Origin of the sequence: Halomonas sp. AOP25-F1-15 (assembly GCF_052378675.1) — a bacterium.
GTDB classification, from domain to species: Bacteria; Pseudomonadota; Gammaproteobacteria; order Pseudomonadales; family Halomonadaceae; genus Vreelandella; species Vreelandella casei.
In genome coordinates this window covers 102,713-114,988 of sequence record NZ_JBQSXV010000010.1, presented here as the reverse complement: position 1 = coordinate 114,988, position 12,276 = coordinate 102,713, and the positions used below count along the sequence as shown (strand labels likewise).

The following is a 12,276-nucleotide window of genomic DNA, read 5'->3' as shown; positions in this document are numbered from 1 at the left end:
AGTGATTATATACCCGACTGCATAACCTCAATGAACGCGCCAGCGCGTTCATTGAGGTTATCTAGCCGCTCTGATCAAATCTACCTCATTGATTCTATTGCGAGCAAAGAAAATTTTGGCTACCTATCCAAAATTCGCGTGCTGGCACGATTTGCCATTCTCAATAATACTGTATACAAATACACGTTAAAATTAATAAAAAGGGATACCCCATGAAGCTAATGGATAGGGTCCGGGCTACCTTGCGGGTAAAACGCTATAGCCTTCGTACTGAGAAGACGTATTGCTATTGGATTCGCTTCTTCATTCGTTTTCATGGAATACGCCACCCTGCCACGATGGCGGGTGAAGAGCTCAGGCAATTCCTGGAGCACCTTGCAATTGAAAGGCATGTGGCAGCTGCCACACAAAATCAGGCACTTAATGCCATCGTATTCCTGTATCGGCACGTACTTGAACAACCGCTTGGTGAGATTGGCACTTTTAGCCGAGCCAAGCGCCCTCAGCGTTTACCGGTCGTGCTTTCCCATCAAGAGGTAATGCGTGTTTTCGAGCATCTTGCAGGCTCCATGCACCTAATCGCTTCTCTCATGTATGGCTCCGGCTTACGTGTTTCTGAAGCCTGCCGTCTGCGTGTCAAAGACCTCGACTTTTCACGACACGTGATCACCGTCCGTGCCGGCAAAGGTAACAAAGACCGTACTACTCTCTTACCACCTTCTTGTATGGCGTCATTGCAATCTCACGTTCACCGGGCAGAGCAGCAACTGACCAAACGCCTTGAAAGCAGCGCGATACCTGTATCGCTACCCCATGCGCTAGACCGAAAGTACCCAAATGCAGGAACGTCGCTTGCATGGCAGTGGCTTTTTCCTTCATCAAAGCCCTGTTTTGATGCCGAGAATCGGGTAGTGCTCCACCATATTCATACCTCCGCCGTCCAAAAAGCGGTGAAACAAGCCATGCGTGCGGCGTCTTTAACGCGCCCAGGGTCATGCCATTCTTTGCGTCATAGTTTCGCGACTCAGCTGCTTAGCCAAGGTACGGACATTCGCACGCTGCAAGCATTGCTAGGGCATAAAAGCGTCGAAACCACTCAGATATACACACATGTACTGGGTAATGACTTTGCGGGCGTAAAAAGCCCACTGGGTTAACGGTGCCACCTGACTGAACAGGATAACGCTCTTTCCTCCCTTGCATCACTCCCACCTACCTCATACACTCCGCTAACGAACAGCTTGACGGGGTGCCGGTGAATCCGGCTGAGATGGCGCAGGGTCTGTCCTTTTTCAGGATGCCGAGCGCTGGTCCCGCTGAACCTGATCCGGCTAATGCGCTGTATTTCATATGAGATGCGACGCGGGTACCGGCGTAGGGATCAAGCGATGGCCATGGCTAGCTCTCTTACGATCGCACGCCACCTTTCCGCGCCATTTCCTCGATCTTTTTCGCCTACCCTCCGGATCACCACCACCGGAGGCATCATGGGCTACCGCTTTACTGATCTCACCACCGCCTGCCAGCAAGACTGGCGCGCCTATATTGAGCACGATTTTGTGCGCCAGCTGGGCAATGCCACGCTGCCTGAGGCGTCGTTTCGCCACTACTTAAAGCAGGATTACCTGTTTCTGATTCACTTCGCCCGCGCCTATGCGTTAGCTGCCTATAAAAGCCCCACCCTCGCCGATCTGCGCCAGGCCCACGAAGGCTTAAAAGCCATTGTGGATGTGGAGCTGGGCCTGCACGTGGGCTTTTGTCAGGAGTGGGGCATTTCTGAGCAAGAACTGGCGGAGCTTCCCGAAGCCAGAGCGACGCTTGCCTACACCCGATACGTATTGGATACCGGCAACCGCGGCGACCTGCTTGATCTACACGTAGCGCTGGCCCCCTGCTTAGTGGGCTATGGCGAAATCGCCAACTGGCTGAACGCCCAGCCTTCCACCCTGCGCGGCGCGCAAAACCCGTTTGACGCCTGGATTGCCATGTACGAAGGCGAAGAGTTCCAGGCAGCTATGCAGTCGGAGCTTGAATGGCTGAATGCCCGCCTTGCCGATGTGTCGCCCGCCCGCTTTAAAGAGCTGAGCAAAATCTTCCGCGATGCTACTCGACTGGAAATCGACTTCTGGCAGATGGGCCTGTCGCTAATAGACGAAGAACTGCCGCACTAGTCCTTCCCAACAACAATCGAAGAGACCGCAATGACTAATACCTTAACGGCTAAGACCGCCACCAGTAAAACCAGCCACTTTTTAGCCGAAACCGCCCAGGTCGATGCCGCCGCCATTGCGCCGCTGCCCGGCTCGCGCAAGGTGTACATTGAAGGCTCGCGTGCGGATATCCGCGTGCCGTTTCGGGAAATTTCTCTCTCGCCGACTAAAACCAGCGGCATTGATGAAGAGAACCCGCCGCTGCTGGTGTACGACACTTCCGGCCCTTACACCGACCCTGCCGCCAGTAACGATTTGCGCAAAGGCTTGCCTGCCCTGCGTCGCGCGTGGATTGAAGAGCGTAACGACACCGAATTCCTGTCAGGCCATACCTCTGATTACGGCAAGCGCCGCGCTAACGACCCCACGCTTGCCCAGCTGCGTTTTGATTTAACCCGCACGCCGCGCCGGGCGAAAGCGGGTAAGAACGTTACCCAGCTTTACTATGCGCGCCAGGGCATTGTCACCCCGGAAATGGAGTTTATTGCCCTGCGAGAAAACCAGCGACGCCAAGCGCTGGGAACCACAGAAGTGGAGCGTATTCTGGGCCACCAGCACCGAGGCCAGAGCTTTGGCGCCAGCCTGCCGGATGAGATTACGCCTGAGTTTGTGCGCGATGAAGTCGCCCGTGGGCGGGCTATTATTCCTAATAATATCAACCACCCAGAATCTGAACCGATGATTATTGGCCGTAACTTTTTGGTCAAGATTAACGGCAACCTGGGCAACTCGGCGGTGACATCTTCTATTGAGGAGGAAGTGGACAAGATGACCTGGGGTATCCGCTGGGGTGCGGACACCATCATGGATCTTTCCACCGGCCAGAATATTCACGAAACCCGCGAATGGATAATTCGTAACTCGCCGGTGCCGATTGGCACGGTGCCTATCTATCAGGCGCTGGAAAAGGTCAAAGGCGTTGCCGAAGATCTTACCTGGGAAGTCTTCCGCGATACGCTGATTGAGCAGGCTGAACAGGGTGTGGACTACTTCACCATTCACGCGGGCGTGCTGCTGCGCTATGTGCCGCTGACCGCCAAGCGTGTCACCGGCATTGTCAGCCGTGGCGGCTCGATTATGGCCAAGTGGTGCCTGTTCCATCATCAGGAAAGCTTTTTGTACACCCACTTCGAAGAAATCTGCGAGATTTGCAAGCAGTACGATGTGGCGTTCTCGCTCGGTGACGGCCTGCGCCCCGGCTCAATCGCCGATGCCAACGACGAAGCGCAAATGGCTGAGCTTAAAACCCTAGGCGAGCTGACCCATATCGCTTGGAAGCATGATGTGCAGGTAATGATTGAAGGCCCCGGCCACGTGCCCATGCATCTTGTAAAAGAGAACATGGATAAACAGCTAGAGTACTGCGATGAGGCGCCCTTCTACACGCTTGGCCCGCTAGTCACGGACATCGCCCCTGGCTACGATCACATCACCTCGGGTATTGGGGCGGCGATGATTGGCTGGTTTGGCTGCGCGATGCTTTGCTACGTCACGCCCAAAGAGCACCTGGGCCTGCCCAATAAAGACGATGTGAAAACCGGCATCATTACCTACAAAATTGCCGCCCACGCGGCAGATTTAGCCAAGGGCCACCCGGCGGCGCAACGGCGTGATAACGCGCTTTCCAAGGCGCGCTTTGAATTCCGCTGGGAAGATCAGTTCAACCTGGGGCTAGACCCGGACACCGCCCGCGAATACCACGACGAAACCCTGCCCAAAGATTCCGCTAAGGTGGCTCACTTCTGCTCTATGTGCGGGCCGAAGTTTTGCTCTATGAAAATCAGCCATGAAGTGCGCGAGTATGCTGAAGAGCACGGCCTTAACGGCGACCAGGAAGCCATCATGAAAGGCATGGAAGAACAGGCGGAGAAGTTTCGACAGAAAGGCAGCGCGCTGTATCAAGAGGTGTAAGCACACCCTGCGCTGAGTGTTTGTTAGCCCTCGCGATGCAAGCGAGGGCTTTTTATTGCCCACTCACTGCTGAAATACAAACTGACGTTATAAATACATCAATCTTCCCAACTGCTTTATTGTTATGATATAACATATTTTAAATAAAATCGTTTTACGAGATAAGCGCCATGGGATTGTTAAGAGCCGTAGTCACGCCACTGCTGGTAAGCATGGTTGCATTCAGCGCAGGCACTGCTGGGGCCAGCGAGCCCGCACTAAAGGTGGTGGCTTCGTTTTCCATTATTAACGATTTTGCTCACCAAATAGGCGGTGACCGGATCGCCCTTACGAGTATTGTCGGGCCAGATTCTGATGCGCATATGTACGAGCCAACGCCTGCTGACGTAAAGGCCGTGGCACAGGCAGATATCGTGCTGATCAATGGTTTGATGTTCGAGGGATTCTTGGCACGCCTAATTGAGGCCAGCGGCAGCGATGCTGAGATAGTCACGCTGACGGATAACGCTGAGATTCTTCAAGACCCCCAGGGTGGCCACTACCATTTTATTGGCGATAAGGCTGTGTTCCACGCGGCACCGGAAGACCCTCACGCCTGGCAATCGGTTAGCAACACGCAGGTGTATGTCAGCAATATCGCCCAGGCATTCTGCGCAGCAGATCCGGCTGGCTGCCGTGCGTATGAAGCCAATCAACAGCGCTACTCGGCCACACTAACAACACTTGATGACGATATCCGCGAGCAGCTAAGCACCCTTCCCGAGTCGCGGCGCACAGCGGTGGTCGCTCATCATGCCTTTCGCTACTTCGAAAACGCCTACGGCCTCACCTTTTTCGCCCCTCAAGGCATGTCAACGGAATCTGAAGCCAGCGCTGCGAATGTTGCGGGCCTAATCGATGAACTTCAATCACAGCAGGTCTCGGCGGTGTTTGCCGAGAACATTTCCAACCCACGCTTGGTCGAGCAGATTGCCACTGAAGCGGGCCTACCCATGGGCGGCACCCTTTACTCGGATGCGCTTTCCAACGCAGCGGGGCCCGCGTCAACGTATGAAGCCATGATGCGCTACAACGTTGCCACGCTAATGTCGGCGCTTACGCCGCCTTAATTCTTTCTTACTGTGACTTATACCCAGCAAGGCACTACGAACGTTCTGTTTTCAGGAGATGTTATGAAGAAACGTATTTTGGCCCGCTCAATCACGGCGTTAGCGGTCGCTATTGGCAGCACCAGCGCTTATGCCCACGATGAGGGTGTCACCGAGTGGCGGCTTTTCGTCGCGGACCAAGCATCCCCTACAGTGAGTGTTATTGATGCCACTGACAAAGCGCTGATCGACACATATAAGCTCAGCGGGCCGGCGGCGCTGCATCGTACCAGCAGCGGCCAAACGGTATTTGCCGTTCAAGGCTCGGAAGGCCGCGTTTCGGCGATCAATACCGGGGTGGCGTTTCATGACCACGGCGACCATGCCGATATTGATGTCGATGCGCCCGAGCGCCTGGATATGGAGCTTACGGGTGAGCGTCCGGCCCATTTTGTTGAACAGCAGGGCTATATCGCCCAGTGGTTTGACGGCGAAGATGAGGCGCGCTTCTTTACCGAAAACAGTGTGCTTGAAGGTCAGCCAGAGATTCGTACAGCTAACATTGAGGCAGCCCATCACGGCGTTGCGGTGCCCTATCAACATCACGCCGTTGTATCGATTGCTAACCCTGACGATTCTTCCCAACGCCCCATTGGTGCCCGGGTAGTAGACTTTGAAGGTAACCATGTTGGAGAAGACGTCGCTTGCCCAGGGCTGCATGGTTCGGCGGGCTCGGGCAGCCTTTATGCCTTGGCGTGCCAAACCGGCCTGCTGATTATTTCAACTCAAGACGGCACGCCTGAGATTGAGCACTTGGCCTACCCTGCTTCGCTGCCAGAAGGCAGTGCTTCAACGCTGCTCGGCGGTAAAGGGCTGCAATACTTCATCGGCAACTTTGGCGCTGACCGTCTTGTGATTATCGACCCCTCTCAAGGGGAAGAAGGCTTTCAGCTAGTGCAACTGCCTACTCGCCGCGTCCACTTTGCCACTGACCCTATTCGTCCGCGGTTCGCCTATGTATTTACCGAAGATGGCCAGCTGCATAAGGTAGATGTGCTCAGTGGAGAGCTGACGCAATCGCTGCGCTTAACAGACCCCTACTCCATGGACGGCCATTGGAACGATCCGCGGCCACGCATTGCCGTCGCTGGAGACAACATTGTGGTGACCGACCCTGCAGCGGAAACACTGCATTTCGTCGATGCTAATAGCTTTGAACAAGTGGATGACATGCCGCTAGAAGGGAAACCGTTCAATATTGTGGCGGTAGGCGGAAGCGGCGTTTCACATCACGATTGATGTGATGCCACCGTGAACGCAAACAGGGGGCCGGAGGCCCCCTGTTGTAATCGATCATTACTATTAGACAGTAATGACTATCAGCATAAGAATTAGTGCTTTTTCTTCAGCGCTTCCTTGGCTTCACCTTTGCCTTTTTGCAGTTCACCCTTCGCTTGCTGGACTTTGCCTTTAGCTTCAGTCTTTTCGCTGCCGGTTACTTTACCCGCTGCTTCTTTCACTTTACCAGCAGCCTTGTTGGCAGTACCTTTCGCTTTATCTTCTTTACCTGTTGACATGACGAGCACCTCTAATCCGTTAGTAGGGAAAACGCCGTATGTGAAAGTGTGAATTGCACTGCGAATCACACATCGACATATCATCAGAGTAGTCTTTATTAAAAAAGTTGCGCTAATTTATTTATGATCATTTTACTTCGGGCAAGCGCGTGGGCTCCCAGTAATTCAATAAATAGTGCAAACATGACATCACAAGCAGCGTTGACACCAGCGCCACGCTCATGGAAGAAAACCGATAAAGTGCACTATAAACAAGGTCTTGATTAGGCCCAAGTGACTGCCCAAAGAGGATGCCCAAGGTCGTTAGCCCACCAAAACCAATCCCGGAACCGCCCCCTTCGTGAATATGTTCACGCCCAAAAAGCATTAATCCCAGCCAATAAATAATCACCACCAGCAGGAAATGATGGCTTTGGGTATACAGCAGCAGCTGCATTAGAAGCGCTAAATTGCACCCCAGCAACGTGCCTACCGCCCGCTTCGCGGCAGAAAGGCGTGCGCCGGAGTATCCCAAGGCAAACAAAATCAAAATGGTCGCCATCTGCGCCGAAAGCGAGTCTTTTAAGTCAAAGGCTTGAAACACAACAAAAGAAAGCGTCGCGGTTATTCCCCCAATCAACGTTTCATGGCGAATTTGCGCCGGTGACTTAACGCCTTTCGGCGGAGGTTTGCGAGCCTCGACGTCAGGAAACAGGGTATGCATCAGCATGGCAATAAATACCGCTAGGCCGCTCGCGGCTAAATTACAGGCCAATAAATCGCTTAAGTCGGTGCCGGGGTAGCTGGCAAAATGGAGCAGGATACTGAGTGTGAGCACACCATTGGCGCCGAATAAAAACAGCGGCCCCTTCGCCATCAAGTTAAATCTAAATAAAAATATGCCCAGCACCACCAGCGTCATTACCACCGGCATATGTTTGAGCAGCCCAACCACTAGGCTAACTTCCAGCACGTTGAGGGAAACATTGGTTAAAAACTGGCGAATAATACTGCCATTGAGAATAGGCACCATGCCCAGCAAGAACATCGGGAAAACGGTAAAAAATACCCCGTAGTTCCAGCCCATTAGCTGACTGACCACAAACCCCAGCGTACCGCCGCCCGCCACCCGCAAGCACTGGCGCAGACCATTTTGGGTTAGCCCAGGGCGAGAGGCACGCTGCACATTAGAACCATCGCGCTTAGCCCACCACCGGCTAAGCGGCTTAATATACATAGTGCAGCAAACTAATCAGGTGCGCCTGCAGCCAGCCAAAGGGTTTTGCCAGTACAAAGTCGCTCGGCTGGAGCTGCACGGTAGCGCGCGCGCCGCTCGGTAGCGCATTTATAACCGGCTGCTGGAGAGCAATGTGCACACGCATACGCTGGGCATCGCGAATCCAGCGGTCGGATGTGGGAATATCGGCTAATTGACCATCGGCCGCTAGCTGCCCTTCACGTACACCGGCATCCACGGCAATGACCCTCGCGTCAAATACTTGGCCCGGCCATGCATCGAAAATGACTTTCGCCGGGTCGCCCAGCACAACATGACGCAAACTTTTTTCACGAAAATCGGCAATGATATCTACTTCTTCAGCCACCACTGCGACGGCCGGCTGGCCGGCTTGAACATAGTCGCCAACGCCTAGCTGCAGGTTAGTCACATTGCCTGACTGGGCGGCGCGCACCTGCGTATGAGCAAGGTCCAGCTGAGCCTGTGATAGCGCGTTTTCTGCCTGACGAACGCGCAGATTCGCATTACCTGAATCGCCTAACTGCACTTCAAGACTGACGATTTTCGCCCTGGCGGCGGCGACGCTAGCTTGCGCCGTTCGTTCAGCGGCCACCTGCTGATCGTACTGCTGACGCGATACGCTTTGGCGAGATAGCAGCGTTTCAGCACGCCGACGCTCACTCTGACTTTCACTGGCCGTTGCCTCTGCCGAGGCCAAATCTGCCTGTGCGGAGGCTAAGTCTGCCTCTAAGCGGGCATTCTCCCGCTCGGCCTGCTCACGATTAAGACGCGCCTGATCGACCGCTAACGCAAAGGGCGCTGCCTCTATCTGAAACAGCACATCGCCCTTTGCAACACGCTGATGATCGCGCACTAAGAGTGCGTCTACCGAGCCACTAAGCTCAGGCGCAATGCGAGTAACCGGCCGCATTACCCGCGCTTCCGGCGTCATTGGCATAAAGCTGTCGGCCACTAAAAAATAAATAAATAACACTATGAAGGCGACAATAGCGACCTTCACCCAGCGGGCAAACGTTTGATCGGGGGTCATGCAGGGCTCACTTGTTAACCGCCAGGGTAGCCCTGGCCAGCGCCGCCGAGGGGCGCGCATTGTATAAGATACTTTAGTCTAACAACTAATTAGCTAGCTAACAATATAACTAACCCAGTGAGCACATATGCTTTGATAATGGCGGGCTGTAAAAACCAAAAAACCCATGGCATAAAGGCCATGGGCTTGACGATTAACGCAGATCACTAACGATTAAAAACGATAGCGCAGACCTACGCTGGCTGCATCGAACGTGTAGGCAGACTTATCGAGGTAGCGCATATAGTCAGCGCCGACGGCTAAATTCGGTGCGACGTCAAATTCTGCGCCGCCGCCATACGAGAAGCCACTTTCACGATCACTATTAAAGTCTACGTCTGTCACGCCCGCTAAGCCGTAAATGCGAACGTCAGGCGAGACGGGGAAAATACCTTTGGCATAGGCACCCGCTAAATAATCCAGCTCAGCGCCACCGTCGGAGCCACCCGTACCTAAGTGCCCTTCTAGTGCGAAGTAATCGTTAAACTGCGCGCCGCCGCGAAGGCGTAGGCCTACGGAATCACGCGAAGAGCCATTGTCTGGATCAAGACTCCAGAACATCGCATCACCGCCTACGTATCCTTGTGGATAGTTGAAGGATTGCTGTGCTTGAGCAGATGCTGCGAACGTACCTGCGCCAACCAGGAGTGCCGCGGATGCTAGTGATAATACGGACATCTTCATAGGTTGTACCTCAGTTAAAAAACAGTGTTTCCTTACTCCACTGCATTGTGGTCCATTCCTATCAATAACGCAAATATTTACCGTCCCTTGGATAAGCTAAGCACCACAATCCCCCCGACAACGACCGCACCACCGACTAGCTGCCCAGGGCTAAGCATTTGATCTAAAACAAAATAACCGAGAACCAGTGACGCTACTGGTTCGATGTTCATTACCGGCGCATTACGCGCCATATCAAGCCGAGGTACAAAAATAAATAGAACTGAAAATGCCGACCCGTACAGCAGGGCAAGTAGCGCAAGCCCTAACCAACCCGCGCTATTTTCAGGCAGGCTCATGCCTCCCGGAACGACACCAGCGATACCGCCAATGACCATCGCGGTAAAAACCGTCTGCATGGTCAGCAGGCTGCGCAGCGTACTACCTACGCCGGCTAAACGGTGCTCGGTAACCCACAGCGCACAGGCAAACACAAATGCGGCCACGAGGCCAAAACAAATCCCTGCGACCCAGCCTGGCCCCATGTCATCGGTATTAGCTAACCAAGCAGGAATATCCAGCACCACCAGCAGCCCAATTAAGATAGTGCCCATAATGAGGCAGCTACGCAGCGTTGGTCGCGGGCCGCCAAATGCCCAGCTCAGCAGCGCCAGTTGAATGGGAAATGTATTGACCAGCAACAGTGCAATTACCACGGGCAGCCTTGCTACCGCTGAGTATAGGCTAACGCTCTGAATCGCAATTAGCAGCCCTACGGTTAACTGCCACGGCCAACTACCCGCGGGCAGCCACAGGCGCTTTTTCTGCACAATCACCAGCGCCAGCAGGATGAGGCACGCCACACCCGAACGCGTTAATACCGCGAGCAATAGCCCAGCACCATTATCAAATGCCAGCCGTGCAGAGACATGATTAGCGGCAAACATTGTCGCCACTGTCACCATCAGCAGAATGGCTAAACGACGCGGCAACAGATTGGGTAAAGGGGACGCAGGCATAAGAACAAAACGGCTCATAGTGGCGATGATAGTGGCGATGTAAGAAGAAAAATAGCGAGAAACGAGCATCTAGGTTCAGCATGCCTAGCTTTTATAGCCAAGGCTAACGAAATCTAGCGGCTATTTTCAGCACCGCAGCATATTAAACTAAAGTCTATATTAGTGCGCGACTTAATCCCCAAATTAACCATTTGGAGGGCACAGAAGCGAGATTGAGCAGCAGATATCAATAAAACGCCCCGAGCAGATATCTACTCGGGGCGCTAGTGACGGCAAGTGGCTTAGCGCTGAACTTAGCTACACCAGCATGGGCACCATCGCTTCTAGTACCATTACAATGCTCATTGCCGTAATGGTCAGAATAGAAACACCAAAGACACGTTTGGCCCAGCGCACGTCGTCGTCTAAACGATAGCCACGCAACGCCAAGTAAAGCCAGTACCCGCCCATGGTGAGTGCCACACACAAATATCCAGCGCCTGCCTGGCTGGCTAAACCTAATGCCAGCGAAGCAGGAATAAAGGCCACGATGTAGCCGAGGATATGGTGTTTCGCCATTTTGATACCGCGCACTACCGGTAATACCGGAATAGACGCACGACGGTAATCAGCGTAGCGAAAAATCGCAATCGCATAGGAGTGCGGCATCTGCCAAAGGCAGAAGATCACCAGCAGCATCATGGCACCGCTGTCGAACTGCCCCGTCACCGCACAGTAACCCACGACCGGTGGCATGGCCCCGGAAAGGCTACCGACTAAGGTGCCGTACTCTGAGCGACGCTTCATATAGAGACTATAAAGCCCTACATACACACCCCAGCCAATCACCGCTAAGGCAACGGTTAATCCGTTGGTACCCAGCGCCAGACATACCACACCCAACACGCCTAGCAGCGCCGAAACGCCCAATGCCTGGGTAATTGAAATGCTTCCTCTCACCAGCGGGCGATGGCGCGTGCGCGCCATCAATGCATCAATATCGCGGTCAATAACGTTATTACACGCACAGCCTGAAGCGATAATTAATGCAATCCCCACCATGACCGAGATAAGGCTAAGCCACTCAAACTGCCCCTGCACGGCAAGAAAGTAGCCGCCCAGGGTAGCAATCAAGTTGCCGCCAATAATGCCCGGCTTAGTCAGCTCAAGCAGATCGCTACAACGGCTAGGCGTTGTGATCAGCCGATCATCATGTTGAGATGCAGATGCTGCATGATCCACAACGAGCCTCCTATCACTAGGACAAGTATCGATATTGTGAAAACGAAGGAAAGCATGTTCCAGCCATCCTCAGACTTGAAGTTCAAGTGCATGAACATAACAAGCTGTACCAATACTTGCAGAATGGCCGTTACAACGATAATACCGACGTTGATTGGCATGCTGAAAGAGCCCAGCATAATGGCGCCAAAAGGGATAATAGTCAGCACTAACGACAGCACGAGGCCCGTAACATAGGATTTTACGGAGCCGTGATCAGACGGTTGGCTAGAAGAGCTCAT

13 protein-coding genes and 1 riboswitch are annotated in these 12,276 nt (G+C 53.6%); of the genes, 6 read left to right on the top strand and 7 right to left on the bottom strand.

What is annotated here, in order from left to right:
• From ACT3TF_RS16655 to aztD, 6 genes are all read left to right on the top strand, one after another.
• The coding region (locus ACT3TF_RS16655; RefSeq protein ID WP_444672595.1) for a hypothetical protein at nucleotides 1–216 on the top strand (216 nt) is incomplete at its 5' end.
• Nucleotides 213–1,157, top strand: coding sequence for an integron integrase (locus ACT3TF_RS16650; RefSeq protein WP_444672594.1), 945 nt, complete (start codon nucleotides 213–215; stop codon nucleotides 1,155–1,157). The genes ACT3TF_RS16655 and ACT3TF_RS16650, both read left to right, overlap by 4 nt.
• A gap of 78 nt (nucleotides 1,158–1,235) precedes the next feature.
• Nucleotides 1,236–1,398: riboswitch (TPP riboswitch) on the top strand.
• Between the two features lie 89 nt (nucleotides 1,399–1,487).
• Nucleotides 1,488–2,171 (top strand): thiaminase II, encoded by a 684-nt coding sequence (gene tenA / locus ACT3TF_RS16645; RefSeq protein WP_444672599.1) that lies wholly within the window; start codon nucleotides 1,488–1,490, stop codon nucleotides 2,169–2,171.
• 30 nt (nucleotides 2,172–2,201) lie between these two features.
• Nucleotides 2,202–4,121 carry a phosphomethylpyrimidine synthase ThiC gene (gene thiC, locus ACT3TF_RS16640; protein ID WP_444672593.1) on the top strand — a complete coding sequence of 640 codons (1,920 nt, stop codon included), beginning with the start codon at nucleotides 2,202–2,204 and terminating at the stop codon, nucleotides 4,119–4,121.
• A gap of 170 nt (nucleotides 4,122–4,291) precedes the next feature.
• Nucleotides 4,292–5,230 (top strand): metal ABC transporter solute-binding protein, Zn/Mn family, encoded by a 939-nt coding sequence (locus ACT3TF_RS16635; RefSeq protein WP_444672592.1) that lies wholly within the window; start codon nucleotides 4,292–4,294, stop codon nucleotides 5,228–5,230.
• A 63-nt stretch (nucleotides 5,231–5,293) separates the two neighbouring features.
• On the top strand, nucleotides 5,294–6,508 hold the full coding sequence (aztD, locus tag ACT3TF_RS16630; protein WP_444672591.1) for a zinc metallochaperone AztD: 1,215 nt from the start codon (nucleotides 5,294–5,296) through the stop codon (nucleotides 6,506–6,508).
• 92 nt (nucleotides 6,509–6,600) lie between these two features.
• Here the strand turns inward: aztD and ACT3TF_RS16625 are convergent, their stop codons facing one another.
• The 7 genes from ACT3TF_RS16625 to cyoD form a co-directional block, all read right to left on the bottom strand.
• On the bottom strand, nucleotides 6,601–6,786 hold the full coding sequence (locus ACT3TF_RS16625; protein ID WP_096281669.1) for a CsbD family protein: 186 nt from the start codon (nucleotides 6,784–6,786) through the stop codon (nucleotides 6,601–6,603).
• A gap of 127 nt (nucleotides 6,787–6,913) precedes the next feature.
• Nucleotides 6,914–7,951, bottom strand: a complete 1,038-nt coding sequence (locus ACT3TF_RS16620) for a DUF2955 domain-containing protein (protein WP_444624599.1) — start codon at nucleotides 7,949–7,951, stop codon at nucleotides 6,914–6,916.
• A gap of 40 nt (nucleotides 7,952–7,991) precedes the next feature.
• Nucleotides 7,992–9,053, bottom strand: coding sequence for an HlyD family secretion protein (locus tag ACT3TF_RS16615; RefSeq protein ID WP_444672590.1), 1,062 nt, complete (start codon nucleotides 9,051–9,053; stop codon nucleotides 7,992–7,994).
• A gap of 213 nt (nucleotides 9,054–9,266) precedes the next feature.
• A complete protein-coding gene (locus ACT3TF_RS16610) occupies nucleotides 9,267–9,776 on the bottom strand; it encodes a porin family protein (RefSeq protein WP_096281673.1) in 510 nt (169 codons plus the stop codon).
• A 77-nt stretch (nucleotides 9,777–9,853) separates the two neighbouring features.
• Complete coding sequence (locus ACT3TF_RS16605; protein ID WP_096282411.1) at nucleotides 9,854–10,774, bottom strand: EamA family transporter; 921 nt, start codon at nucleotides 10,772–10,774, stop codon at nucleotides 9,854–9,856.
• 297 nt (nucleotides 10,775–11,071) lie between these two features.
• Complete coding sequence (gene cyoE, locus ACT3TF_RS16600) at nucleotides 11,072–11,995, bottom strand: heme o synthase (RefSeq protein ID WP_441686729.1); 924 nt, start codon at nucleotides 11,993–11,995, stop codon at nucleotides 11,072–11,074.
• A complete protein-coding gene (cyoD, locus tag ACT3TF_RS16595) occupies nucleotides 11,953–12,276 on the bottom strand; it encodes a cytochrome o ubiquinol oxidase subunit IV (protein ID WP_444624598.1) in 324 nt (107 codons plus the stop codon). The genes cyoE and cyoD overlap by 43 nt, the downstream gene beginning before the upstream one ends.